The following is a 26,377-nucleotide window of genomic DNA, read 5'->3' as shown; positions in this document are numbered from 1 at the left end:
TTGTTTAACGTGATTTTCCATCACGATAAGGTTCCGTTCAAGCTTCGATATTGTTCAATTTTCAAGGTCCTGTGCCGCTCTCCCTCGCGGGACAGCTTGTTTATTATATCTCGCAAAGTTCTTTTTGTCAAGCACTTTTTTGAAATATTTTTATTAGCTTTTCAGCGGCTCGCTGTCTCTCGCGACAGCTTGATTATAATACCACACCATGGAACACATGTCAACACTTTTTTGAAATTTATTCCATGTTTTTTCTTCTTTTCCAAACTGCTCTCCTCTCCCCTTATATATAAAGGAAAGGGACGGGGGAAACCCCCGTCCCTTTCTTATTGCAGCTGCTCCGCCGGGGCAGTCTCTTTCTTCTTGCCCCATTCGCTTTTTCTGCGTATGGGTGCGCTTTCCTTCATTCTTACAAACAAGGGCAGATACTCCACCGCCAGGATCGAGTTCTCCAGCCCATACCAACGGGCCGGCGAGCCCGCCACATGCCGGATCGCATACTTCACCGACAAGATGCCCTGGTCCGAAGCAGGCAAATCGCTTTCCGGCACTACCCGCTTGCGGATGATGCAGAATTTGAAGCCACCCACATCCCCCGGAGCCTCCACCGCATAGCGCTGCTTCTGCAGCGGAAGCTCTCCGCTTTCCATCAGCTCCTGCACGATCTGACGTAGATACACATTGATGCGCTGGTTTTCCTTAAAGCCCAGGTTCAGTTTTACCCGGAAGATATAATCGGTGCCGAAGCTCTCCACCTCGTACTCCCGCTTATAGGGCACATCCTCCACGTGGATACTTACAAACCAATAAGCCCTCGCCCGCTTGGGCCCTTTTTCCAGAATGGAATACAGAATATCCCGCTCCACAAAATTATGGTAGCGGCTCTTGGTCAGATAAATCAGGTTATCGGTAAAGCAGGGCACGCTCTCGTCTGCCCTCAGCTGGCCCAATACCTCTTTATAAGTATCCACATTCAGATAGATGGCCTGGGTGTCCTCCACCTGGGTTCCCCGGTGCCAGATGTACATGATGAACAGCAGCACCGCTGCCAGCGCCACGGCCACATAGCCGCCCTCCGCGAATTTGGTCAAGCTGGAGAGCAGGAACATCAGTTCAACCCCGCCGAACAGGGCAAGGAAGCCCCAGGCAATGGGCCCCCGATGCTTTTTATCTCGCAGGAACACAAACAGCAGCATGGTGGTCATCAGCATGGTTACCGTGATGGCCAGGCCATAAGCTGCCTCCATCCGCCGGCTGGAGCGGAAATACAGCACCAGCAGCGAGCATCCCACCCAAAGGCAGATGTTGACCAGGGGAATATACAGCTGACCCATGGTGCGGGAGGGATAAACGATCTGCATGTGAGGCATCAGCTCCAGCTTACAAGCTTCGGACACCATGGTAAAAGCGCCGGTGATCAGCGCCTGGGATGCAATGATCGCCGCCAGAGTACCCAGCAGAACCGCCAGCAGCCGCAGCTGAGACGGTACCATCTCAAAGAAGGGGTTCATATCCTGCATCCGGCTCAACTCTGGGTCCTGCCGGTGAGCGATAAGCCAGGCGCCCTGCCCCAGATAGTTCAGAATCAGGCAGACCTTCACGAAGGGCCAGCTGATGTAGATATTGCCCTTGCCCACATGGCCCATATCGGAATACAACGCCTCGGCGCCGGTGGTGGCAAGGAATACGCTGCCCAGAATGAAAAAGCCCATTTTATTATAAGGGCTCACCAGCACCCGCAATGCCAGCATGGGGTTCAGCGCCTGCAACACCGTCCAGTCCCCTGCCATGTGGTAAAGACCCATGCCTCCTAAAAACAGGAACCAGATCGTCATGATGGGACCAAAGGCCTTGCCGATGGAACTTGTTCCGGCCCGCTGAATCAGGAACAGAACCGCCAAAATCACCAGAGTAATCTGGATGATCCTGCTCTGGCCCGGGCCCAGCAGCAGCGCCAGCGCCGGAATACTGCGCAGACCTTCCACCGCCGTGGTCACCGTTACGGCCGGGGTAAGCACGCCGTCCGCCAAAAGAGCGGCGCCGCCCACCATAGCCAGCACCACCAGATGCTTGCGGCTGCGGCGCACGATGCTGTAAAGGGAGAAAATACCGCCCTCGCCGTGGTTGTCCGCCTGCATGGCCACCAGAACATATTTCACGGTGGTGAGCAGAGTCAGCGTCCAGATCACCAGCGAAAGGGAGCCCAGAATCAGCTGCGGGTCCACACTGCTCAGGCCACCGTTTCCCGCCACAATGGATTTCATCACATACATGGGCGACGTGCCGATATCACCGTACACCACACCAATGGCCACCAGTGCCGCTGCCGGACTGATTGGGATCGCCGGTCGTTTTTCTGCTGCCGTCATATCGTTTTTCATTCTCCTCTGTTATAATGCTGTTGACCCCGGCCGAAAGGATTCGGCCGGGGTACTTATCATGTTTGTTCTTTCTATTTACTCGCTTTTTCCTGTCTTGTCAACAGGTTTTTCAATGCCGCATCGAAAAGCATTACTTTTCTGCATTTTAAAACAAATCCGTTACTCCTTCGGGAAACGGGCGTTAAACCGGTCCAGTGCCAGCGCCAGCACGATTCCCACCGCAAGACAAATCAGATCAGCGGTCAGCGCCTTGGGCGAGGTGGCCATATCCTTAAAGGGAATGATCACCAGCGTAGCTGCTATTACCACACCCACAATGGCATGGAACGCCACCGAGTAGTGTCGTTCAAACAGCCGGTCCACTGCCTTCGCCAGCAGCACTACCGTAATTACCGCACCGGCGATTCCCGGCACCAGGACTGTGGGCCGGAGCCGCCCCAGGCCCTCCACAAAGGGCGTATAAAGCCCCAGCGGCATCAGCAGGGTGGAAAAACTCATTCCCGGTGCAATAACGCTCAGCGCCAGGCAGAAGCCACAGAACAGGTACCAAAGCACTGAAGGAGTCACCTGAATCGAAAACACTTCAAGCGCCACCAGAAGGCCCAGCACCAGGGCAAACGCTCCGCCCAGCGCGCTCCAGGAGGCTTTGGTTCTCCCCTGCTCACCCGCCTGCTTCAGCAGCGAGGGCAGCATGCCGCCGATCAGTCCCACGAACAGGCAGACCGACTGATTGGGATATCGATCCAAAAAGAAGGCCAGCAAATTGGCCACCCCCAGAAATCCCACACCCATGCCCACAATCACCGGGACAAGTTTGGGCAGATGGGTCTTATAATTTTTCCTGGGGTCAGACAGCAGTTCCATCACCGGCCGGTAAATTCCGAAGATCACACACAGCACACCGCCGGAAATGCCGGGCAACACCGCACCCAATCCAATGAGCGCCCCCTGCAGCACGCGCAGCAGCGCCATTGCAGGCGACATCCTTTGCCGTTTTTTCATATGGTTATTCTCCTTATTTTAATTGGATAAAGTATTAATTTTCTCAACTTAATACTGCAAGAAAAAACCGGACCTGCTGTAACAACAGATCCGGGCTTCTGGTGACCCATCCGGGAATCGAACCCGGGTTACCGCCGTGAAAGGGCGATGTCTTGACCGCTTGACCAATGGGCCTTATAAAAATACAAAGTTTAGCTAAAACAGCAAGCATACTTCATCACCCACTATTGCGGGTAACCCCCAAGTATTCTAGCTAAACCCTGTATTTGATGGTAGCGGTAACTGGATTCGAACCGGTGACACTTCGGGTATGAACCGAATGCTCTAGCCAACTGAGCTATACCGCCATATTCAATTGCGCCGTATGTAGGGCGCTTTTATATTATATTAAACAGAGATTGACTTGTCAACAGTTTTTTCATCTTTTTTTTAAAAACTTTCTTCCATTTTTTACCATGAACTAAAAGGGCCTCCGGATGCTTTTCCGGAGGCTCTTCTCTGTTTCAATGATTACTTGCCGTGCTTGGGAACCAGCAGTTCCTTGCCGCCCATGTAGGGGCGCAGGACCTCGGGGATCTTCACGGTGCCGTCTGCCTGCAGGTTGTTCTCCAGGAAGGCGATCAGCATACGCGGAGGAGCCACGCAGGTGTTGTTCAGGGTGTGAGGCAGGTAGTTGCGGCCGTCCTCGCCCTTCACGCGGATCTTCAGGCGGCGGCTCTGAGCATCGCCCAGGTTGGAGCAGCTGCACACCTCGAAGTACTTCTTCTGACGGGGGCTCCAGGCCTCGATGTCACAGCTCTTCACCTTCAGGTCAGCCAGGTCGCCGGAGCAGCACTCCAGCTGGCGCACGGGGATATCCAGGCTGCGGAACAGCTCCACGCTGTTGTGCCACATCTTGTCGTACCACTCCATGCTCTCCTCAGGCTTGCAGACCACGATCATCTCCTGCTTCTCGAACTGATGGATGCGGTACACGCCGCGCTCCTCCAGACCGTGAGCGCCCTTCTCCTTACGGAAGCAGGGGCTGTAGCTGGTCAGGGTCTGGGGCAGTTTGGCCTCAGGAATCAGCTGATCCACGAAACGGCCGATCATGGTGTGCTCGCTGGTGCCGATCAGATACAAGTCCTCACCCTCGATCTTGTACATCATAGCGTCCATTTCGGGGAAGCTCATAACGCCCTGCACCACGCTGCCGTGCATCATGAAGGGAGGAATCACGTAGGTGAAGCCCTTGTCGATCATGAAGTCGCGGGCGTAGGCCAGCACAGCCTCATGCAGGCGGGCAATATCGCCCAGCAGGTAGTAGAAGCCGTTGCCGGCCACACGGCGGGCGCTGTCCAGATCGATGCCGTCGAAGCTCTCCATGATCTCGGTGTGGTAGGGGATCTCGAAGTCAGGTACCACAGGCTCGCCGAAGCGCTCCACCTCCACGTTGTGGCTGTCGTCCGGGCCGATGGGCACGCTGGGATCGATCATGTTGGGGATGACTAGCATGATGTTGCGGATCTTCTCCTCCAGCTCGGTCTCTTTGGCCTCCAGATCCTTCAGACGGTCCGCCTGAGCGGCCACCTGAGCCTTCACGGCCTCGGCCTCCTCAAACTTCTTCTGACCCATCAGCGCGCCGATCTGCTTGGAGAGCTTGTTGCGCTCGCTGCGCAGGTTGTTCGCCTCGGTCACAGTGTTGCGGTTCTCAGTATCCAGAGCGATGACCTCATCCACCAGAGGCAGCTTGGAATCCTGGAATTTCTTTTTGATGTTTTCCTTGACCAGCTCCGGGTTCTCCCGTACAAAACGCAAGTCCAGCATAAATTTCTATCCCCTTTTTCAGATTGTTTCCTTTTGATAACCGCCCAGCAGGTTGGCAAAGGCGGTGAGTTGCTCATCCGAGTAAAAATGAACGGTCAGGCTGCCCCGCCCGTTTTTGTAGGCCACCTTGACCTCGTTGCCCAGCACCTCGCGGAGTGCCAGCTCCACCTCGTCCGGCAGAGCAGGACGCACCGGCTGGCTGACCGGAGGTTTTTCGGGCTTAGCCAGCTTTTTGCAGAGCGCTTCGGTCTGGCGCACGTTCAGGTCGTTTTCTACTACCATCTGGGCCGCCTGTTCCTGCAGCTCTTCGCTCTCCAGGCCCAGAATCACCTTGGCGTGGCCGGTGGTCAGATGACCGGTCTGCAGCCACTCCAGCGCCCGCTGGGGCAGATTCAGCAGCCGCAGGCTATTGGCCACCGAGCTGCGGCTCTTGCCCAGCCGCTTGGCGGCCTGTTCCTGGGTCAACCCGCAGCGCTCCATCAGCTGCTTGTAGCCGAAGGCCTCCTCCACCGGGTCCAGGTCCTCACGCTGTAGGTTCTCAATCAGCGCCATTTCCATGGCTTCACTCTCGGTCACATCCTTGATGATTACCGGAATTTCAGACAAACCCGCCAGACGGGCAGCCCGCCAGCGGCGTTCACCCGCGATGATCTTGTAGCCGCCGCTGTTGCAGGGGCGTACCGTGATAGGCTGCAGCACACCGTGCTCGGTGATGCTGGCTGCCAGTTCCGACAAGGGCTCTTCGGAGAAGTCCTTGCGGGGCTGTTCCTTGTCCGGTTCAATGTCCCGCAGAGGGAGGGTGCTCACCTCCCGGCCCACGTCCCGGGCCGTTTCCTCAAACAGACTTTCCAGCCCGCGGCCAAGGCCGCCTTTCTTTTGTGCCATTTGCCGCCCTCCTTTTTAACGATTGTTGCTCAGCAATTCCTTCGCCATGGCCTGGTAGGCTTCGCAGCCCTTGCTGGCCGGGTCGTAGTAATTGATGGGCTGCCCGTAGCTGGGCGCCTCGGAAAGGCGCACATTCCGGGGCACAGTGGTCTTGTAGACCTTGTCGCCGAAAAATTTCTTTACCTGGTCCACCACCTGCAGGGTCAGATTCAGCCGTCCCGCGTACATGGTGAACACCACGCCCTCGATCTCCAGATACCGGTTGTACATCTTGCGAACTGTTTTCAGGGTGCTCATCAGCTCGGAAAGTCCTTCCAGCGCGTAGTATTCGCACTGAATTGGAATGAGCACCGAATCGCTGGCGCACAGACCATTCAGGGTCAGCAGGTCCAGGCTGGGCGGGCAGTCGATAAAGATGTAATCATAATTTCCCGCCACCGAAGCCAGCGCCTGGCGCAGACGGCTTTCCCGCCGCTCCATATTCACCAGCTCGATCACTGCGCCGGAAAGCTGAATGTTGGACGGAATCACATCCACCATAAACTCGGTGGGCACAATGGCCTGCTGGGCCTGGGCCTCGCCGATGATCAGATCGTACACACTGGTCTCTACGCTGCGTTTGGAAATTCCATAGCCGCTGGTGGTGTTGCCCTGGGGGTCCAGGTCCACAATCAGCACCCGTTTCCCCTCTGCCGCCACACAGGACGCCAGGTTCACCGCGGTGGTGCTTTTGCCCACGCCGCCTTTCTGGTTTGCAACTGCGATTACTTTTCCCACCGCTTGTGCCTCCAATTCATCAGATCTGCATCCGCGAAACGGTTGTTCGCGGCAGGCATCGGTGTTATTATAGCATAGATTTCGGCATGATTACACCCATCTCACTGGATTTTCCTCAGATTTCATTCTTTTCTCCGGCTTTTTGGCATCAAATTGTTCCACGTGGAACAATTTGATGGGCTTTCCTGTTCTTTTCTCTGCAAATGCAAAGGGGAATGTTCCACGTGGAACATTCCCCTTTGCACCCTGTTTTCTCTTTTCCCTATATCGCTGAACCCAATCTTCGAAACCGGAGCGGGGAGCAAGTATTCTTCTGAATTGTTCCACGTGGAACAATTCAGCCAATGCGGCGGGCCTGCTGGCCCGGTTCGGTGGGGATTCGCACCGTATACTCCACAAAGCCATCCCCTTCCACCCGACGAGTAGAGGCCTTCACGCCCGCATCCACCATCAGGCGCACCGCCTTGTTGATGGTGTTCACAAAAATCCGCACATCCCGCACCATGGGAACGGTTTTCTTGCGCGGCGTTCTCTGCACCAGTCGCTGCACATACTCATCTGCCTGGCGGGCGTTCATCCCCTGCTTTGCAAAGACTTCCAGTGCCGGCAGCCGCTGGGCTTCCTCCAGCCGAAGCACCGCCCGGGCATGCCGTTCGGTCAGATTGTTGGCGCGGCAAAACTGTTGCTGCTGGTCGCTGAGCTGAAGCAGCCGCAGCTTGTTGTTCAAAGTAGGCTGAGCCATGCCAAGCCGCTTGGCCGCCTCCTCCTGGGTACACCCCCACAGGGCGATTACGTCCTGAATGCCCTTGGCCTGTTCAAAGGGGTCCAGGTCCTGGCGCTGCATATTTTCCAAAAGACCCAGCGCCGCGGTGGCCTGGTCCTGATAATCACACAGAATGGCCGGTATCTCCTGCAGCTGGGCCAGCTTGCAGGCCCGCAGCCGTCTCTCCCCTGCCACCAGCTGATACCGCTCACCACAGCGGCGGACCGAAACCGGCTGCAGCAAACCATTCTCCAGAATGCTCACTGCCAGCTGTGCGATCTCTTTTTCATCGAAGTGTCTGCGTGCCTGAAAGGGCGACGGGTCGATCAGCTCTGTGGGAATGGCAAACACCTTTCCCTTTACCTTGGCTTTGCGCGGCAGCATCCTGGTACCCTCCTTTTTGTTGCGGAAAATTCTGCGGCCCCCAGCAGGCAGGAGCCTTGGGGCAGCACCCCGCCCAACAGCCTGGAAACCATCGCCGCCGCTTGCATGGCAGCCTTTTGCCCTATTTTCTGTTATGTATTTCCTGGCCGGGCCGCAGAAATGATCCCTTATCCTTCGGAACACAAAAGCGCGCCATGCGGCATCTCTTGCTTCCAGCAAAAGTATACCACAGGCGCGCTGTGCAATCCAGAAATTTCCATTTACAAAATTCTCTGGATTTCTTCCCTTTTCTTCTTATTTCAGCGGGGATTTTGCAATCTTTCCTCCGTTTCTGGGGTAAGCGGTCGGAGTTTGCGATATTTTTTCGCACACCACCAGGCTGCGGGCGTCGCCGCCGGGCAGCTGGAAGTCACGGGTCTCCCGGAACTTACCGCCCAGCTTGGCAATGGCGCCCTTGGCGCTGGCCAGCTCCTGCTCAGCACCCGCGCCCTTCATGGCAATGAACACGCCGCCCACCTTGGTCAGGGGCAAACAGTATTCCGCCAGAATCTGCAGCGCCGCCACTGCCCGGGCGCTCACCACATCGGCGGTCTCCCGCCACTGCTTGCGGGCCGCTTCCTCTGCCCGCTCCTTGGCAAACTCCACGCCGGTCAGGCCCAGCTCGGCACAAACGTATTTCAAAAACTCCACTCGCTTGCCGGTGGGCTCCATCAGGGTAAGTTCCAGCTCCGGCTTGTAAATCTTGGTCACAAGGCCCGGAAAACCCGCGCCGCAGCCCACATCGATCATTTTGCCTGCCACCTCCGGCTGGCTGGCAAAGAGCAGGCTATCCAGAAAGTGCTTATCCTCGATGCCCTCCGGGTCGGTGATGGCCGTCAGGTTCACCTTCTGGTTGTATTCCACCAGCAGCCGGGCATAGTGGTTCAACTGGTCCAGCTGAACGCCGGTCAGCTCAATGCCCTGCCGGGCGCATTTTTCCTGCAAACGCTGTGTATCGATCATTCCGCCGCCTCCTTGTTCTGGGCTTCGCTGCTGTTTGTTCTGCGGCCTCGGTTGGCGGCTTCCACCGCTACACTGAGCACCGCCATATCCGCCGGGCTTACCCCGGGGATTCGGCCCGCCTGGGCCAGGCTCACCGGCCGGATGCGTGCCAGCTTTTCCCGAGCCTCCAGCCGCAGGCCATTCAACGGCGCATAGTCGAAGTCCTCCGGGATGGGGGTATTCTCCAGTCGCTTCACATCCTTGATGGCCCGCTGCTGCCGGGCAATGTAGCCCGCGTATTTGATTTCGGTGGTGATACGGGCCGCCATCCGACGGTCCACACCGTCACCCCAGCCGATCACCTGAGCCAGAATGGCATAGTCCAGCTCAGGCCGCCGCAGCAGCTCCGCCGCCGGACCGCCCTTTTCCACCAGGGCAATGCCCTTTTCCTCCAGCACCCGGTTCAGCTCTGCCGCCTTTACGCTGGTCTGTTCCAGCCGTTTGGTCTCCCGGGCCTTCACCGCCATGGCCTGTTCAAAGGCCTGCCAGCGGACATCGTCCACCAGACCCGCCTTGCGACCGATGGGGGTCAACCGCTCGTCGGCGTTATCCTGTCGCAGGGTCAGACGGTATTCGCTGCGGCTGGTCATCATTCGGTAGGGGTCCATCACGCCCTTGGTCACCAGGTCATCCACCAGGGTGCCCAGGTAGGAGGAATGCCGGGGCAGGATCACCTGCTCCTTGCCCAGCACTGCCAGACCGGCGTTCATGCCAGCCAGCAGGCCCTGGGCCGCCGCCTCTTCATAGCCGGAGGTCCCGTTAAACTGGCCTGCACCATACAGGCCCTTCACCGCCCGGGTTTCCAGGGTCAGCTGGAGGGCAGTAGGGTCAATACAGTCATACTCGATGGCATAGGCGGGCCGCAGGATCTCAATGTTTTCGAAGCCCTTGATGGTCCGGTACATGGCATTCTGCACATCCTCCGGCAGGCTGCTGCTCATTCCCTGCAGATACATCTCCTCGGTGTCCAGCCCGCAGGGCTCCACAAAGATCTGGTGCCGCTCCTTGTCCGAAAAACGCACCACCTTATCCTCGATGCTGGGACAGTACCGGGGGCCAACACCCTCGATCATTCCCCCGTACAGCGGCGAGCGATGCAGGTTGTCCAGAATAATCCGATGGGTCTCCGGGTTGGTGTAGGCGATGTGGCAATCCACCAGATTTTTGATGCCGCCCTCCGGAGTCAGAAAGCTGAACGGCTCCGGCGGCTCCTCGCCGGGCTGGGGCTCTAGCACCGAGAAATCAATACTCCGCCGGTGTACCCGGGCAGGGGTACCGGTTTTGAACCGGCGCAGGGGCAGCCCCGCCTGACGCAGCCGCTCGCTCAGCAGGTTGGCCGCCTGCTGGCCGTCCGGGCCGCTCTCCACACTGGCGTCGCCCACAAAGATGCGCCCGCCCAGATTGGTACCGGTGCAAAGCACCACCGCCTGAGCCCCATAAAAACCGTTCAAACGGGTATATACGCCGGTCACCCGGCCATCCTCCAGGGCAAGATCCACGATCTCGCCCTGTTTAATGTCCAAATTATTGGTCTTTTCCAGAAAATGCTTGGTGAAATCATGGTAGGCCCGCCGGTCGATCTGGGCCCGCAGGGAATGCACCGCCGGGCCCTTGCCCCGGTTGAGCATCCGGCTCTGCAGGGTGGTGGCGTCTGCCGCCAGGCCCATCACGCCGCCCAGCGCGTCCACCTCCCGCACCAGATGGCCCTTGGCGGTACCGCCGATGCTGGGGTTGCAGGGCATGTTTCCGATGCCGTCCAGGCTGAGGGTGAACAGGGCGGTCTTTGCGCCCAGCGCCGCCGCCGCGTGGGCCGCTTCAATGCCCGCGTGGCCCGCGCCCACCACAATCACCTGATAATCTCCCAAATGGTTCATGCTTTGTCGTTTCCTTCCTTTACTTGCCCACACAGAACTTGGAGAACACTTCCTCGATCACGCTCTCGCTGGCGTCCTCACCGGTCAGGCGGCAGAGGGCCGCCAGGGCATCGTCCACGCAGACGCTCACCGCGTCCAGTCCGAAGCCGCCGTCCAGCGCCTGGATGCCCTCCTGCAGCGCGTCCCGGGCAGATACTGCCGCGGCCAGCTGCCGCTGGCTCACCAGGCAGGGCGCACCGGGGTCCAGATTGGCCACTCCCAGCAGCTCCCGCACCGCCTGCTCCAGCTCCGGCATCCCGCCGCCCTGGCCTGCCGCAATGCGCAGCACCCGGAAGAATTTGCCCTCCAGAATGCTCTCGTCGAAGCGCTGTTCCAAATCGTTCTTGTTCACCAGCGCGATGGCCGGACGCCCGGCGCACAGCTGCGCCAACTCCTTGTCCTCCTCGGTGGCGGGGGTGGAGCCGTCGAACACCGCCAGCACCAGCCCGGCCTCTTCCAGCTTGCGGCGGCTGCGGCGGATGCCCTCAGCCTCCACCACGTCGCCGGTCTCCCGCAGGCCTGCGGTATCAAACAGGTTGACCCGCACGCCGCCCAGCATCACCGCCTGCTCCACCACATCCCGGGTGGTTCCGGCAATGGGGGTCACGATGGCCCGGTCGAATCCGGCCAGCAGATTCATCAGGGTGCTCTTGCCCACGTTGGGACTGCCCACGATGGCCGCGTCCACACCCTGACGCAGTACGGCACCGCCGCCGTAGCTGCCGATCAGTCCTCGCACACCGGTACACACTTCATCCAGTGTACTACGCAGGGTATCCTCTTCCAGCTCGGGCACATCCTCTTCGGGGAAATCCACCCAGGCAGCCAGATGCCCGGCCAGCGCCACCAGACGGCTTTTGTATCCCTCGATCTGCCGGGCCAGCGCGCCGCTCAGGGCGCTCTCGGCCAGCGCTGCGCCCTGACGGCCGGCAGCGCCGATCAGATCCATCACCGCCTCGGCCTGGGTCAGACTCATCCGCCCGTTCAGAAAGGCCCGCTTGGTGTACTCACCCGGTCCGGCCGGTGCCGCGCCCGCCGCGATGCAGGCGGTGATCAGCTCTTGAGCGATCACCATACCGCCATGGCAGCTCAGCTCCACCACGTCTTCGCCGGTATAGCTTCGGGGAGCCCGGAAGAAGAGGGCTACGCCCTCGTCCAGCGTTTCGCCCCGGGCGATGAAATGACCAAACAGGGCGGTATAGCCCTTCGCCTCGCTCACCTTTTTGTTCGGATTCATCGGCCGAAACACCTGCTCGGTGATCCGGTAGCTTTCCGGGCCGGACAGGCGCACCACTGCGATACCGCCCGCACCGGGCGGCGTTGCCAGCGCCACGATGGTCGTTTCCATCTTCACTCCCCCATTCTCAAAACAGCATAGTTCATTTTATTGTAGCACACCGGCCCCGGCCAGGGCAAGGCAGGCCGGACACAGAGCAAAGGCCGCCCGAGTCCTTCCGGTCATCGGGCGGCCTTTGCATATTATCCAATCAGTCGAATTTCAAAATATTCTCCCAATTGTTATTTTCTTTTGCTTCGCTGTACTCCATCACCACGTCCCGCATAAAGCGCCGGAAGCCTTGATAAACCTCTTCGCTGATGGGTTCCGGCCAGGTCATCACCACCAGCGGGTGGGGCACGTCGTCCTTTTTATAAGGGATGTGCTGGTAGTCGTAGGGATTTTCACAGAAGCCGTTCCGCTCGTAAAAGCCCTTGCGGCGGATGGAAATCTCCTCTTTCGGCGGGTCGATCTCCAGCAGCACCGGCTGCCCCTTTTCTTTCAGGGCGGTCAGCACCTTGGACCCGTAGCCCTTGCCCCGGCCGCAGGGGAACACCGCGAAATGCTCCACGTACAAATAGCCGGGCGCCTGCCAATACATCACAAAGCCCTGCCACTGGTCCTCCTCATAGATCAGGTCCACATGGTAGCGCTCATCCTCCATGGCGCGCTTCTGGTCGGGCAGGGTCCGGTTCTCGTAGGCGGGGAAGCTCGCTTCATACAGCTCCCACAACGCTTCAAATCGGGGGTCCTGCCAACCGTTCATTCGCTCCAAACGCATTTTATCCTTCCTTTCCTGTCTGGAAAAATCTTGTACTCCTATCCTATCATGCCCCGCAAAAAAGCGCAACGGGGCCGCCGAAGCTTTCGCACTCTTGTAATATTTTCAAATATAATACAATCAGTAGTGAATCAAGACGGTAAAAAACGCGGCACGCAGCTCCGCTTGGGGGCCGCATGCCGCGGTGAATTTTATGTATGCGCGTTTCTTACAGCTCGATCTTGCCGTACAGAGCAAAGCCCTCGGCGTCATCGATCACCTGAGTGCGCTTGGGAGCAACAGGGGCTGCACCCTCGGTGCGCTGGGCGCTGGCAAACTCCCGGCCGGGAACGCTGCTGCGCCGCTCACCCTTGAAGCCGCCGCTCTTGCGGTCACGGCCACCGCGCTGACCGCGGCCGCCACGCTGACCACGGCCGCCGCTGCGGCTGCGGTTCTGAGCATTGGGATCGGTGGAGTAGATCACAACGCGGCGATCCGCACCCTCACCCTTGGACTCGCTGCGCAGGCCCTCCATGGTGCTGATGGTGCTGTGGATGATGCGCCGCTCGTAGGGGTTCATGGGGTCCATGGCATAGCTGCGGCCGGTCTTGGCCACCTTCGCGCCCATGCGGCGGGCCAGAGCCTCCAGGTCCTTCTCCCGCTTGCCGCGATAGCCAGCCACGTCCAGACCCAGTTTCAGGTAGTCGCCGCCCAGGCGGTTGGCCGCCAGCCCAGCCAGGTAGGACAGGCTCTCCATTGTCTCGCCACGGTGGCCGATCAGAACGCCAACGTCCTCACCTTCCACCTTCACGATGTAGGCCTCGCCCTGCTTCTCCACGTGCATCTCCACGTCGCCCGCACCCATCAGGGTAAAGATCTCCTTCAGGTAAGCCACGGCGGCGGCCAGCTTCTCGTTGCTGTCCACGTCCACCTGTACGGTGGCCTCCTCCTGGGGAGCGGCCTCCTGCTTCTCCTCTGCGGGAGCGGCCTTTTCCTCAGCGGCAGGCTGTACCTCAACCGCCTTCTCCTCGGGCTGGGCCGCAGCCACGGGCTCGGCCGGGGTCTCCACCTCGGGCTCCTGCACGGTGGCGCGCACCTTAGCGGGGATCTTCTTGAACAGACGGTGCACCGGCATCTCCAGGATCTCGATGCTCACTTCCTCACGGGGAAGGCCCAGCTGGGCGCAGGCGGCCTCGGTGGCCTCCTCCACAGTCTTCCCGGTAACGATCACTTCACGCATGACTCATTCCTCCTTGTTCAGCTGGCTCAGGGGTACGGTCCGCTCGTCCTTATATTTTTCCTCGTCCTGCTTGCGGGCCATTTCCAGGCGCAGCCGGTTCAGTTCTGCCTCGTTGACCGAACGGGTGGTCTCTTTGCCGTTCTCCACCACGGTCACCTGCTTTTTCGCCTTGCGCTCCAGCTTTTTGGCCTCGATCTCGGCGGCGATCTCCACCTTCAGCTTCTCGGGATCGTACATCTTGCGCAGAATTACGCTCTGGATAAACATGAACAGGTTAGACACGGTGTAATACAGAGAGAAGCCCACGGGCACCTGGAAGGCGAACCAGACGAACATCAGGCTGGTGATCCAGGGCATCCACTTCATGCTGCCCTGCATCTGCTGACCGCTCATCTTCATGGTGATCACGTTCAGCATAGCCATGGTGACGATGCTCAGCAGGGGGAAGATCAGCAGAGTGTTCAGCGCGAAGCCGGGCTTGTCCATCAGGTTAATGCCCAGGAAGTTCACATTGAAGTTCTGCATGGCTTCGATCTGCTCGGCGGTGAAGATGTTGCCGAACACATTGGGGTCCAGCTGGACCTGCTTGATGATCTCGCTCTGGGCCATGTAGTTGTTGGCAGCCATACCCAGCTGCTCGGCCGCGGCGTTCAGAGCCTCGGCAGGCAGGTGCATGATGTACTTCAGCGGGCGGTAAACCACCTCGATGATGCCGAAGATCACCAGGAAGTTGATCAGCATGGGCGCGCAGCCGGCGGCGGGGTTATAGCCGTATTCCTGCTGCATGCGCATCAGCTCTTCGTTCTGCTTTTCCTTGTCCTTGGCGTACTTTTTCTGGATCTCCTGGATCATCGGCTGGTACGCAGCCATGCGGGCGGTGCTCTTCTGCTGCTTAATCTGCAGCGGGAAGGAGAGCAGGCGCACGATGACCGTGAACAGGATGATGGACCAGCCGTAGTTGCCCACAAACTGGTAGATCCACTGCAGCACATAGCCGAGGGGCGTGCCGAGAATGCCTAAAATTCCCATAATTCTTTTTCCTATCCGCCCCGTTTGCGCGCCAGGGCTTTTGTAGATTTTATCGTGGGACACATCCCCGGCGCAAAACGGGGCGCGTCACAAGGGGCGATGGGTAAGGTTCGTCCGCAGTCAGCGGACCAGGCGGCGGTCGTCGTTTTTCCAGCGTCCTTTGGGCGGGACCGGATCGTAACCGCTCTTGCACAGCGGGTTGCAGCGCAGAATGCGCCACACCGCCAGGATGCTTCCCTTCACCGCGCCATGGGTGAGCAGTGCCTCCATGGCATATTCACTGCAGGTGGGAAGGAAGCGGCAATTTGTGCCCAGATGGGGCGAGAGGTATTTCTTGTACCACTTTATGGGTAGCACTAAAACGCGGGCGATCATCTGACCAGGCCCGCGTTTTTCAGCAGTTGTTCGGCAGCCTTCTGCACCTCGCCGCTCTTGCAGCGGGTGGTCTGGCCCCGCGCCACGAACACCAGGTCCAGCCCGCCCACATCATAGGGCAGCGTCTGGTACAAGGCGGCACGGATGACCCGCCGCGCCCGGTTTCGGTGCACGGCGTTGCCGATTTTTTTGGTTGCGGTGATGCCCACCCGGGTATGCCCCAGACGGTTCTTCATCACATACAACACCAGTTTTGGATGCACAAAGGCCTTTCCCCGGGCATAGGCCCGGGCAAACTCCTTGTTGCGGGTGATCGGCCGGTAGCGCATGGATCTTCCCCCGTATGGAAAAACAAGGCCACTAACAACTCAGTGGCCTTGCAAGCTTGCCCGCTCAAAAAGCGGGGCTTTGTTTTACACTTAGGCAGACAGCTTGGCGCGGCCCTTGGCACGACGGGCGGCGATCACCTTGCGGCCGTTCTTGCTGGCCATTCTCTTCAGAAAGCCGTGCACACCACTGCGCTGACGCTTCTTGGGCTGAAAAGTTCTTTTCATGACGATATCCTCCAAAAGGCCCCGCAATGGGGCAGATTTTATTGATTTTCTCTGTGCAGGTACACAGATGACCTTGCATCATAAAAGTATAGCGGATGATTTCCGCCTTTGTCAACACTTTCCGCAAAGTTTTTTGCTTTACAGCTTGTTTTGGCCTGTTTTGCCGTGTACACGCAGATACGGCGGGCCTTTGTGCCCCCTTTGGCGATTTGCGAAAACGCGTTTTTAGACCCCTTACAGCGGCTACTATAGCTATAGTATAATAAATAACATTGTAAAGGTCGTTTTTTTGTGATATAATCAATCAGATACTAATTTTCAATAATAATGGAGCGTTTTTGCCTATGGATTCCTTTAACGACGTTTTAAGCGCAGCGAAGGCCTATTGCAAGGAGCGCCTGGTGGACGCCACCTACAACCTGTACATCGACGGGCTGGAGGCGGTGAGCTTCGAGGGCAGCGGCAAGGTCGTGCTGGCTGTGCGCAATGATTTCATCTGCACCATCGTGCGGGACCGCTATACTCCTCTGCTGAAAGAAGCTCTGGCCGCGGTGCTGGGCTTCGATGTGGAGGTGGAACTCGTCGTGCCCGCAGCCGCACCGGAAAAGCCCGCCCCGGAACCGGAAAAACCTGCTCCGGTCAGCGCTCCCAGCGGCAAATACGACTTCACCTTCGAAAACTTCATCAAGGGTCCCTCCAACCAGTTCGCCTATGCGGCGGCGCAGGCGGTTGCCTCCAATCCCTCCGGGGCCTACAACCCGCTGTTCATCTACGGCCAGTCTGGTCTGGGTAAAACGCACCTGCTCAACGCCATTCAGGTGGAGATCAAGAAGAACCACCCGGACTTTAATATTGTGTATGTGGACTGCGAGAAGTTCACCAACGAGATCATCACTGCCATCCGGGAGGGCAACACCGAGAGCTTCCGCCAGAAATACCGGGCGGCGGACGTGCTGCTGGTGGACGATATCCAGTTCATCGCCGGCAAGGAAAGCACCCAGGAGGAGTTCTTCCATACCTTTAATACGCTGCACAACGCGGGCAAGCAGATCGTGCTGGCCAGCGACCGCCCCGCCAAGGAGATCAAGAGCCTGGAGGAGCGTCTGCGCACCCGGTTCGAGTGGGGCCTCACCGCGGACATTCAGCCGCCGGACTTCGAGACCCGAGTGGCCATCATCCGCCGCAAGGCCGAGCTGTTCAATCTGGACATGCCGGATGACGTGGCCGAGTTCATCGCGAACCATCTGAAAAACAACATCCGCCAGCTGGAAGGCGCCGTGAAAAAGCTGAACGCCTATTACATGCTGGAAGGCATCCAGCCGGTGATCGGCGTGGCTCAGAATGCCATCAAGGATATTCTGAACGAGACCCAACCGGTTCCGGTTACCATCGAAAAGATCATCGGCGAGGTGGGCCGCACTTACAACGTGACCCCCGCGGAGATCCGGGGCATGCGCCGCACAGCCAACATCTCCTCTGCCCGGCAGACCGCCATCTATGTGGTGCGCGAGATCACCGGCATGAGCATGGAGGACATCGGCAAGGAGTTCGGCGGCCGGGATCACTCCACCATCGTGTACTCCCTGAAATCCATGGAGAACAATCTGAACAACGACCGCCACCTGAAGGAAACGGTGGAGGACATCATCAAAAACGTTCGCTCCTAAAAGCCAGGGGCGGGCCGCCCTTGGGAATATCGGGTACAGCATGGCGCCCCTGCCGGCTGTACCTGTTTTGGCCCTTCTCCCCTTTTCTGTTCCTTTATTCTTTCTTTTCTCTCTACCATATGAACCGCGCTTTGTCCGGCTTTTTTCAAAAAAGGCGGATTTTGCGCGGGTTTTCCCACACTCATCACGACACGTTTCGTGACCTTCAAAATTATACAAACTGCAATATTTCCCTCATTTGCCCCTGAAAACAGCCAAAAAGTTTTTCTGTTTCTTTTCAACATTCAACAATCGCTTTTTCACAGGGCATGTGTAAAACTTTTCATTTTTCGCTTATCCACATTTTTTAAACAAACCGGGCTCACCTTTCCACAGCCCACAAACCCGGTCTTCAAAAGGCCTCGCGCCACTTTTCCACAGTTTTCACACCCCCTATTACTACGTCTACCTGAAACTATGCTATTTGAAGACCAAAAACGGATTTTCATCGCAAGAAAGGAGCAACCGCATGAACATTGTTTGCGACAAAGCACTTCTGTCCAGTGCCATTGACGGTGTGTCGAAGGCCGTCACACTTCGGTCCTCAATTCCCGCTCTGGAGGGTATCCTCCTAAAAGCCGAAGGTTTCCAGCTCACCCTGACTGGCTACGATCTGGAAATGGGCATCACCACCACCATCGAAGCCAATGTTCGCCAGGCCGGTGAGATCGTTCTGTCTGCCAAGCTTCTGGGCGACATGGTCCGCCGGCTGCCCAGCGGCGAGGTGAGCATCTACACCAACGAATCCGGCAACGCCACCATTAAGGGCGGTGTGGCGGAATTCGACATTCTTGCCATGAGCGCTTCCGACTATCCCGATCTCCCCACCCCGGGCGCGGACCATACTTTGACCATCAAGGCCGGTATGCTGCGGGGCATGATCGAAAAAACTCTTTACGCCGTCAGCCAGGATGACAAAAAACCTGCACACACCGGCGAGCTGTTCGCCATTGAAGAGGACAAACTCACGGTTGTTGCGCTGGACGGTTACCGGCTGGCCATTGTGGAGCGTCCGGTCCAGGCGGAAAAACACATCCGCATCATCATTCCGGCCAAGACCCTCACCGAGGTGAACAAACTGCTGGGCGATGACGAGGATGACGTGCGCATTTCCGCCAACCGCCGGTTCGTGGTCTTCAACTCCGGAAACTACACCATTCTCTCCCGGCTGATCGAGGGCGAATTCCTGAATTATGCCAATGTGATCCCCAACGGCTGCAAGACCCGGGTGGTTTTGGAGACCAGAGATTTCATTGATACCATCGAGCGCGCCAGTCTGATCATCACCGAGCGGCTGAAAAACCCGCTGCGCATCCTCTTCGATGCCTCCGGCAAGGTGACCGTTCGCTGCCAGACCAATCTGGGCAAGGTCGTGGACGAATTTTCCGCTCAGGTGGAGGGCGATCCGGTGGAGATCGGCTTCAACAACCGCTATCTGCTGGACGCGCTGCGCAATGCCCGCTGCGATAAGGTAGTGCTGGAGCTGAGCGGCCCCCTGAGCCCGGTGAAGATCCTGCCCGAGGAAGGCGAGGACTTCATCTATCTGGTGCTGCCCGTCCGCTTCAAAAACGACTAAGCTGGACAAATGTTGCGTTGATGTGCGCAATTGCATATTTGAATGCATAAATAAACGGTCTTGAAATGCGCATGCCTCGTCCATTTGAGCAAGGATTGAGGACTGGGGCTTTGCGCCGGTCCCCAACCTCCTTTCGGTCATAAATCGCTGCTGGCGCATTTTAGGCTTTGAAACGGTTGGAGCCTGAAAAACGCAGAAAAACCGTTTTAAGGCCTGTTTGCGGGGCGCTGAGGACCATTCCAACCGAAAACGGCAGACAAACTCATACTGGAAACTCACAAAACACAAAGGAACTGATACGATGGAACGAATTCTGATCCATACGGAATTTATCAAGCTGGACTCGCTGCTCAAGCTGGCGGGTCTGGTGGAAACCGGCGGCGAAGCCAAGGTGCTGATCCAGGCCGGGCAGGTGCTGGTGAACGGCGAGGTGTGCGAGATGCGGGGCAAAAAGCTGCGCCCGGGAGACACCGTGACCCTGGAGGGCCGCACTGTGACCGTGGCCGACGGGCAGTAACCCTATGCGGCTGAAGGAGCTTTCGCTGCAGGATTACCGGAACATCCGGCAGGCGGACTTTACCCCTTGCCCGGAGCTCACGGTGATCTGCGGCAAAAACGGCCAGGGCAAGACCAATCTGCTGGAGGCGGTGTGGCTGCTCACTGGAGGCAAAAGCTTCCGGGGTGCAAAGGACGCGGAGCTTATCGCCCGGGACCAGCCCTTTTCGGTGCTACAGGCGGAGACAGAGACCAGCGACGGGCAGCAAAACCAGATCTATCTGACGATCGGCGGACGGGAAACCTCCCGTCCGGGCCGGATGGCCAAGCGAAACGGAGTAGACCTGGGCCGGGCCTCGGCGCTGGCGGGCAGCTTCACGGCGGTGGTGTTCGAGCCGGGCAATCTGAGCCTGGTGAAGGGCAGCCCGGAGGGACGGCGGCGTTTTCTGGACGCCGCGCTGTGCCAGCTGTACCCGGGGTATCTGGCAGCCTGGCGGCGTTATGCCCGGCTGCTTACCCAAAAAAACGCGCTGCTCAAGCATTATGAGCGCACACCGGGAGCGGCCCAGATGCTGGACGTGTTCGACGAGGAACTGGCCCGCTACGGGCAGGAGCTCACACTGCGCCGGATGGACTACATGAAACGGCTGCGGCCGCTGGCCACCGCCAATTACCGGGATATTTCCCAGGGAAGCGAGGGTCTGGAGCTGGTGTATCAGCCCAGCTTCGGCGACAAGGGTCTGCTGGAAACCCTGCGGGAGAGCCGGAAGGCGGATTTGAAGGCAGGCTTTTCCACGGCAGGACCTCACCGGGAGGATTTCGCGGTGCTGATGGACGGCCAGCCCGCCAAGCTGTTTGCCAGCCAGGGCCAGCAGCGGAGCGCGGTGCTGAGCTTAAAGCTGGCGGAGGCCAGCTGTGCCCAGGAAATCACCGGGGAGCATCCGGTGATGCTGCTGGACGACGTGCTCAGCGAGCTGGATGCCACCCGGCAGGAGTACCTGCTCACCAGGATGCGCCAGAAGCAGACCATCGTGACGGCCTGCGATTCCAGCCTGTTCCACAAAACCGAAGGCGAGCTGTTCCGGATGGAAGGCGGCGTGCTGGAAAAGCTATAAGAAGCCCCGTTTGCATCCGGCCGGGCAAAAAACGGCTGTTCTCCCCTGTCCGGCAGAGTTTAAGACAAACCAAAAAGGGCATGTAAATGGCCTGTGCGGTTTTGCTGAGACTGACGGGAACGGATTCGAAAGAGCACGACTCCACACCGAAGATCGAGCCAACAGGACAGCCAGCGGCCCTTGCTGAGGAAAATCGGGTGCGAAAGGATAAACGGATCGGTACAAGCCACCGGTCGGGTAGGTAAAAAAAATGTATTTGCATTTAGGGCAGGACTACGTGGTCCATACACGAGATATCATCGGGATTTTTGATATTGAAACCACCTCGATCTCCAAGCATACACGGGCGTTTCTGCGCCACGCGGAAACCGAGGGCGCGGTGGTTACCTTGAGCGACGAGCTTCCCAAAAGCTTTGTGATCACCGATTTCCCGGACGAAACGGTATTCATCAGCCCCATCTCGTCCAAAACACTGGAAAAGCGCTGCGGCCGGCTGGATCAGCTGGGCAGCGTGTGACGGGGCATTTTCAGACAAAAGGAACGAGCGCGCACGGCGCGCACCGGGCGGCGTTCATCCGCCCAAAAACAACAGGAGGCAAAACAATGGCAGAAGAATTGAACAAGCAGCCGCAGGAGGGCGCCGACCAGTACGACGGCAGCCAGATCCAGGTGCTGGAAGGGCTGGAAGCGGTGCGCAAACGGCCGGGCATGTACATCGGCTCCACCGGCCCCAAGGGCCTGCATCATCTGGCTTACGAGATCGTGGACAACGCCATCGACGAGGCGCTGGCGGGCTTCTGCGATCATATCGAGGTCACCATCAAGAAAAACGACGTGATCGAAGTCACCGATAACGGCCGCGGCATTCCCGTGGACATCCAGCCCAAGCTGGGCATCCCCGCCGTGACCGTTGTTCTCACCGTGCTGCACGCCGGCGGCAAGTTCGGCGGCGAAAACTCCGGCTACAAGGTGGCCGGCGGCCTGCACGGCGTGGGCTCCAGCGTGGTAAACGCACTGAGCGAGTGGCTGGAGGTCATCGTCCGCCGCGACGGCTACGAATACTATCAGCGGTTCCAGCGTGGCGTGCCGGACGGCCCCCTGCAGAAGCTGGGCCCCGCTGCCTCCACCGGCACCACCGTGCGCTTCAAGGCGGACCCGGTCATGTTCACCGAGACCACCGTCTATGACTACGAGACTCTGCTGGTCCGCCTGCGGGAAGAAGCCTTCCTGAACGCGGGCATCCGCATTACCTTCACCGACGAACGGGGCGACGAGGTGGTGCGCGAAAGCATGCACTACGAGGGCGGCATCGCCAGCTTCGTGGAATACCTGCAGAAAAAGCGGGATAACACCGTGCTGCATCCCCAGGTCATCCACCTGAAAGGCCAGAAGGACGATATCATCGCCGAAGTGGCCATGCAGTACAACGACAGCTTCAACGAGCTGATCCTGTCCTTCGCCAACAACGTGAATACCCCGGACGGCGGTACGCACGAGGAGGGCTTCAAGAACGCCCTCACCCGCGTCATCAATGACTTTGGCCGGGAAAAGGGCTACCTGAAGGACAAGGACGATAACCTCACCGGCAACGACGTGCGCGAGGGCCTGACCTGCGTGATCAGCGTCAAGCTCACCGAGGCCCAGTTCGAGGGCCAGACCAAGGCAAAGCTGGGCAACACCGAGGTGCGCAGCCTGGTCTCCGGCATGGTCTACGACAAGCTGAAGGAATTTTTGGAAGAAAACCCCGGCGTGGCCAAGGCCATCTACGAGAAGGCCACCCAGGCCGCCCGCGCCCGGGAAGCCGCCCGCAAAGCCCGGGATCTGGTACGCCGCAAGAGCGCGCTGGAAACCAGCCGTATGCCCGGTAAGCTGGCCGACTGCCGCGAAAAAGACCCCTCCAAGACCGAAATCTTCATCGTCGAGGGTGATTCCGCCGGCGGCAGCGCCAAGATGGGCCGTGACTCCAACATTCAGGCCATCCTGCCGCTGTGGGGCAAGATGCTGAACGTGGAAAAGGCCCGCCTGGACAAGGTCTACGGAAACGAAAAGCTGATGCCCGTGGTCACCGCCCTGGGCTGCGGCATCGGCGAGGAGTTTGATATCGAAAAGCTGCGCTACCACAAGGTCTTCATCATGGCCGATGCGGACGTGGACGGCAGCCATATCTGTACCCTGATGCTCACCTTCTTCTTCCGGTTCATGCGTCCGCTGATCGAGGGCGGCTATGTGTACATCGCTCAGCCTCCCCTGTTCAAGCTGGCCAAGGGCAAGGACGTACGCTATGCCTACAACGAGCCGGAAATGACCCAGATGAGCGCCGAGATGGGCCAGGGCGTGAAGATCAACCGCTATAAGGGCCTTGGTGAGATGAACCCCGAGCAGCTGTGGGAAACCACCATGAATCCGGACAACCGGGTCATCGTGCAGATCTCCATCGAGGACGCGGAAAAGGCCGACGAGGCCTTCACCATCCTGATGGGCGACAAGGTGGAGCCGCGCCGCCAGTTCATCGAAAAGAACGCGGAATACGCAAATCTGGATGTGTAATGGAAAGGAAACGGAAACTATGATCGAAAATAACGTGACCCCGGGCACGCACCTCATCGTCCGGGACGTAAAAGACGAGATCGAACGGGCCTTTCTGGACTATTCCATGTCCGTTATCGTAGCCCGCGCGCTGCCGGATGTGCGCGACGGCCTGAAACCGGTGCACCGCCGCATCCTGTATACCATGTACGAGCGCGGCAACGACCCCAGCCACCCCTACCGCAAGAGCGCGGATACCGTGGGTGCCGTGCTGGGCTCTTACCACCCTCACGGTGACGCGTCGGTCTACGACGCCATGGTCCGCCTGGCGCAGGATTTCTCCATGCGCTATCCTCTGGTGGACGGCCAGGGTAACTTTGGTAGCGTGGACGGCGACCCCCCGGCTGCCTACCGATACACCGAGGCCCGCATGAGCAAAATGGCGGTGGACCTGCTCACCGACATCGAGAAGGACACTGTGGATTTCGGCCTGAACTTCGACGAGACCAAGAAGGAACCCACCGTGCTGCCCAGCCGGTTCCCCAACCTGCTGGTCAACGGCTCCACCGGCATCGCCGTGGGCATGGCTACCAACATCCCGCCCCATAACCTGACTGAGGTCATCGAGGGCGCGGTGGCCCTGATCGACGATCCGGACATCGACCTGGCCGGCCTGATGGAGCACATCAAGGGCCCCGACTTCCCCACCGGCGGCATCATCATGGGCCGCAGCGGCATCCGCGCCGCCTACGCCACCGGCCGCGGCAAGATCACCCTGCGCGGCCGCGCCGAGATCGAGGAGAAGAAGAACGGCCGGTTCCAGATCATCGTCACCGAGATTCCCTACATGGTCAACAAGGCCCGCCTGATCGAGAACATTGCCGATCTGGTGAAGGAAAAGCGCATCGAGGGCATCAGTGATCTGAACGACGAGTCCAACCGCCACGGCATGCGGATCGTCATTGAGCTGAAAAAGGACGCGAACCCCCAGGTGGTGCTGAACCAGCTGTACCGCTATACCCAGCTGCAGGACACCGTGGGCGTGCACCTGCTGGCTCTGGACGGCGGCGTGCCCAAGACCATGACCCTGAAAACCATGCTGGAGCGCTACGTGGCGTTCCAGGCCCAGGTTGTGCGCCGTCGCACCGCCTTCGATCTGAAGAAGGCCGAGGAGCGCGCTCACATCCTGGAAGGCTTGAAGCGCGCCACCGACATCGTGGACGAGATCATCGCCACCATCCGCGCCTGCAAGGGCGGCCAGGCGGAAGCCCGCGTGGCCATTATGGAGCGGTTCGGCTTTGACGAGCTGCAGGCTGCCGCCATCTGTGCCTTCCGTCTGGGACAGCTGGCCGGTCTGGAGATTCTGAAGATCGAGAGCGAGCTGGCCGAGCTGCAGGGCAACATTGCCGAGTGGCGTTCCATCCTGGCCAGCGACGAGAAGGTCTATGCCATCGTGAAAGAGGAGCTGACTGTTCTCAAGGAGAAATACGGCGACGACCGCCGCACCGAGATCGCCCATGTGTCCGGCGAGGTGGACATCGAGGATCTGATCCCGGTGGAGCAGTGCGTGTTCACCCTGACCCACGAGGGTTACATCAAGCGCCAGCCCCAGGACACCTACCAGGTGCAGAAGCGCGGCGGCCGTGGTATTTCCGGCCTGTCCCACAAGGACGAGGACTTTGTGGAGGAGCTGTTCATCGGTTCCACTCACGACTTCGTGCTGTTTGTCACCGACCAGGGCCGCGTCTACCGGCTGAAGGGCTACCAGATCTACGAGGGCAGCCGCACTTCCCGCGGCACCAATATCGTGAACCTGCTGCCCCTGCAGAACGGCGAAAAGGTCACCAGCATGCTGCGCATGCCCGCCGAAAACGCCCAGGGTTATCTGGTTATGGTCACCCGTCAGGGCGTCATCAAGCGTACGCCCATCGAAGCCTACGCCAACATCCGCAAGAGCGGCCTGCTGGCGGTGAGCATGTACGAGGGCGACAGCCTGGCCTGGACCCAGATCACCACCGGTGAGGACGAGCTGATCGTGGCCACCCACGACGGTCTGGCCATCCGCTTCAACGAGCAGGACGCCCGCAGCATGGGCCGACTGGGCCATGGTGTGCGCGCCATCCGACTGGCCGAGGGCGACTACGTGGTGGGCGTTGGCGTGGTGCATCCCGGCGCCACCGTGTTCACCGTGACCGAGAACGGCAAGGGCCGCCGCAGCCGTATTGATGACTACCGCCTGCAGAGCCGCGGCGGCAAGGGCATCCGCAACTACGGCAAGGGCGAGGTTGCCGGCATCAAGGTGCTGGAGGAAGAGGACGACATCATCCTCATCAGCCAGGAGGGCATCATCATCCGCATGCACGCGGCGGACATCAACATCCAGAGCCGCTACGGCAGCGGTGTGCGCGTGATGCGTCTGGGCGAGGGCGACCGGGTGGTCACCGTGGCCCGCACCGAGCATTCCGACGACGCCGAGGTGGAAAAGCCGGAGAACGAGCCGGAGGAAGCTCTGAGCGAGGAGGAGCTGGCCGCACTGGCCGCTGAGGAAGCCGCCCAGGCGGAGGAACCCGTTGCAGCGGACGACGAGGAAGAATAAGTCCTTCCCTTTCGACTGAATCAAATTTGAGAAACACCCTGTTTGCGTTCAAGCGTAAACAGGGTGTTTTTTTGCAGAAAATGCCAAAATAAGAAAAGAACATGTTCCACATGGAACATTGAAATTTTGAAAAACAATTAAAAAATATCGAAAAACGATAAAAAACACTTGAAAATC

The 26,377-nt window shown here is 58.8% G+C and carries 23 protein-coding genes and 2 tRNA genes; 7 read left to right on the top strand and 18 right to left on the bottom strand.

Annotation, left to right across the window (positions count from 1 at the left end; translation table 11 throughout):
- Positions 1 to 326 precede the first annotated feature (326 nt).
- The 18 genes from B5G03_RS09100 to rpmH form a co-directional block, all read right to left on the bottom strand.
- The gene (locus B5G03_RS09100) at positions 327 to 2,369 is read right to left on the bottom strand and encodes a KUP/HAK/KT family potassium transporter (RefSeq protein ID WP_242962373.1); all 2,043 of its coding nucleotides are present in this window, start codon (positions 2,367 to 2,369) and stop codon (positions 327 to 329) included.
- A 171-nt stretch (positions 2,370 to 2,540) separates the two neighbouring features.
- On the bottom strand, positions 2,541 to 3,383 hold the full coding sequence (locus B5G03_RS09095; RefSeq protein ID WP_242962371.1) for a DUF368 domain-containing protein: 843 nt from the start codon (positions 3,381 to 3,383) through the stop codon (positions 2,541 to 2,543).
- 99 nt (positions 3,384 to 3,482) lie between these two features.
- A tRNA-Glu gene (locus B5G03_RS09090) sits at positions 3,483 to 3,557 on the bottom strand.
- A 96-nt stretch (positions 3,558 to 3,653) separates the two neighbouring features.
- Positions 3,654 to 3,730 (bottom strand) — tRNA-Met (locus tag B5G03_RS09085).
- A 163-nt stretch (positions 3,731 to 3,893) separates the two neighbouring features.
- Positions 3,894 to 5,189: a serine--tRNA ligase gene (gene serS, locus B5G03_RS09080; protein WP_087181398.1), complete on the bottom strand. Its 1,296-nt coding sequence runs from the start codon at positions 5,187 to 5,189 to the stop codon at positions 3,894 to 3,896.
- Positions 5,190 to 5,207: 18 nt separating this feature from the next.
- The gene (locus tag B5G03_RS09075) at positions 5,208 to 6,074 is read right to left on the bottom strand and encodes a ParB/RepB/Spo0J family partition protein (RefSeq protein WP_087181397.1); all 867 of its coding nucleotides are present in this window, start codon (positions 6,072 to 6,074) and stop codon (positions 5,208 to 5,210) included.
- Positions 6,075 to 6,089: 15 nt separating this feature from the next.
- Positions 6,090 to 6,851 carry a ParA family protein gene (locus B5G03_RS09070; RefSeq protein WP_087181396.1) on the bottom strand — a complete coding sequence of 254 codons (762 nt, stop codon included), beginning with the start codon at positions 6,849 to 6,851 and terminating at the stop codon, positions 6,090 to 6,092.
- 90 nt (positions 6,852 to 6,941) lie between these two features.
- Positions 6,942 to 7,196 carry a hypothetical protein gene (locus B5G03_RS17070; protein ID WP_140401670.1) on the bottom strand — a complete coding sequence of 85 codons (255 nt, stop codon included), beginning with the start codon at positions 7,194 to 7,196 and terminating at the stop codon, positions 6,942 to 6,944.
- Positions 7,189 to 7,998, bottom strand: a complete 810-nt coding sequence (locus B5G03_RS09065) for a ParB/RepB/Spo0J family partition protein (RefSeq protein WP_087181395.1) — start codon at positions 7,996 to 7,998, stop codon at positions 7,189 to 7,191. The genes B5G03_RS17070 and B5G03_RS09065 overlap by 8 nt, the downstream gene beginning before the upstream one ends.
- A gap of 294 nt (positions 7,999 to 8,292) precedes the next feature.
- Positions 8,293 to 9,000 (bottom strand): 16S rRNA (guanine(527)-N(7))-methyltransferase RsmG, encoded by a 708-nt coding sequence (gene rsmG / locus B5G03_RS09060; RefSeq protein ID WP_087181394.1) that lies wholly within the window; start codon positions 8,998 to 9,000, stop codon positions 8,293 to 8,295.
- Positions 8,997 to 10,913: a tRNA uridine-5-carboxymethylaminomethyl(34) synthesis enzyme MnmG gene (gene mnmG / locus B5G03_RS09055; RefSeq protein ID WP_087181393.1), complete on the bottom strand. Its 1,917-nt coding sequence runs from the start codon at positions 10,911 to 10,913 to the stop codon at positions 8,997 to 8,999. The genes rsmG and mnmG overlap by 4 nt, the downstream gene beginning before the upstream one ends.
- Before the next feature lie 19 nt (positions 10,914 to 10,932).
- Positions 10,933 to 12,300, bottom strand: a complete 1,368-nt coding sequence (gene mnmE, locus B5G03_RS09050; protein ID WP_087181392.1) for a tRNA uridine-5-carboxymethylaminomethyl(34) synthesis GTPase MnmE — start codon at positions 12,298 to 12,300, stop codon at positions 10,933 to 10,935.
- A gap of 139 nt (positions 12,301 to 12,439) precedes the next feature.
- Entirely contained in the window at positions 12,440 to 13,009 is a 570-nt protein-coding gene (locus tag B5G03_RS09045; RefSeq protein WP_087181391.1) for a GNAT family N-acetyltransferase, read from the bottom strand.
- A 208-nt stretch (positions 13,010 to 13,217) separates the two neighbouring features.
- On the bottom strand, positions 13,218 to 14,228 hold the full coding sequence (gene jag, locus B5G03_RS09040) for an RNA-binding cell elongation regulator Jag/EloR (protein ID WP_087181390.1): 1,011 nt from the start codon (positions 14,226 to 14,228) through the stop codon (positions 13,218 to 13,220).
- A 3-nt stretch (positions 14,229 to 14,231) separates the two neighbouring features.
- Positions 14,232 to 15,257, bottom strand: a complete 1,026-nt coding sequence (locus B5G03_RS09035) for a YidC/Oxa1 family membrane protein insertase (RefSeq protein ID WP_087181389.1) — start codon at positions 15,255 to 15,257, stop codon at positions 14,232 to 14,234.
- Positions 15,258 to 15,377: 120 nt separating this feature from the next.
- Entirely contained in the window at positions 15,378 to 15,632 is a 255-nt protein-coding gene (gene yidD / locus B5G03_RS09030) for a membrane protein insertion efficiency factor YidD (RefSeq protein ID WP_087181388.1), read from the bottom strand.
- Positions 15,629 to 15,961: a ribonuclease P protein component gene (gene rnpA, locus B5G03_RS09025; RefSeq protein ID WP_087181387.1), complete on the bottom strand. Its 333-nt coding sequence runs from the start codon at positions 15,959 to 15,961 to the stop codon at positions 15,629 to 15,631. The genes yidD and rnpA overlap by 4 nt, the downstream gene beginning before the upstream one ends.
- A gap of 90 nt (positions 15,962 to 16,051) precedes the next feature.
- Positions 16,052 to 16,186, bottom strand: coding sequence for a 50S ribosomal protein L34 (gene rpmH / locus B5G03_RS09020; RefSeq protein ID WP_058963434.1), 135 nt, complete (start codon positions 16,184 to 16,186; stop codon positions 16,052 to 16,054).
- A 344-nt stretch (positions 16,187 to 16,530) separates the two neighbouring features.
- Here rpmH and dnaA point away from each other — a divergent pair, with 344 nt between their 5' ends.
- From dnaA to gyrA, 7 genes are all read left to right on the top strand, one after another.
- Complete coding sequence (gene dnaA / locus B5G03_RS09015) at positions 16,531 to 17,853, top strand: chromosomal replication initiator protein DnaA (RefSeq protein WP_058963433.1); 1,323 nt, start codon at positions 16,531 to 16,533, stop codon at positions 17,851 to 17,853.
- Between the two features lie 508 nt (positions 17,854 to 18,361).
- On the top strand, positions 18,362 to 19,468 hold the full coding sequence (gene dnaN, locus B5G03_RS09010; protein WP_087181386.1) for a DNA polymerase III subunit beta: 1,107 nt from the start codon (positions 18,362 to 18,364) through the stop codon (positions 19,466 to 19,468).
- Between the two features lie 301 nt (positions 19,469 to 19,769).
- Entirely contained in the window at positions 19,770 to 19,985 is a 216-nt protein-coding gene (locus B5G03_RS09005; RefSeq protein WP_087181385.1) for an RNA-binding S4 domain-containing protein, read from the top strand.
- Between the two features lie 4 nt (positions 19,986 to 19,989).
- Positions 19,990 to 21,078, top strand: coding sequence for a DNA replication/repair protein RecF (gene recF, locus B5G03_RS09000; RefSeq protein ID WP_087181384.1), 1,089 nt, complete (start codon positions 19,990 to 19,992; stop codon positions 21,076 to 21,078).
- A 250-nt stretch (positions 21,079 to 21,328) separates the two neighbouring features.
- A complete protein-coding gene (remB, locus tag B5G03_RS08995; RefSeq protein ID WP_087181383.1) occupies positions 21,329 to 21,595 on the top strand; it encodes an extracellular matrix regulator RemB in 267 nt (88 codons plus the stop codon).
- Between the two features lie 86 nt (positions 21,596 to 21,681).
- Positions 21,682 to 23,625 (top strand): DNA topoisomerase (ATP-hydrolyzing) subunit B, encoded by a 1,944-nt coding sequence (gene gyrB / locus B5G03_RS08990; protein WP_087181382.1) that lies wholly within the window; start codon positions 21,682 to 21,684, stop codon positions 23,623 to 23,625.
- 19 nt (positions 23,626 to 23,644) lie between these two features.
- Entirely contained in the window at positions 23,645 to 26,200 is a 2,556-nt protein-coding gene (gene gyrA, locus B5G03_RS08985) for a DNA gyrase subunit A (protein ID WP_087181381.1), read from the top strand.
- Positions 26,201 to 26,377 lie beyond the last annotated feature (177 nt).

Origin of the sequence: Gemmiger sp. An50 (assembly GCF_002161595.1) — a bacterium.
GTDB lineage: Bacteria > Bacillota > Clostridia > Oscillospirales > Ruminococcaceae > Allofournierella.
The sequence above is the reverse complement of the archived record's forward strand: the minus strand, read 5'-3'. Positions and strand labels throughout refer to the sequence as shown.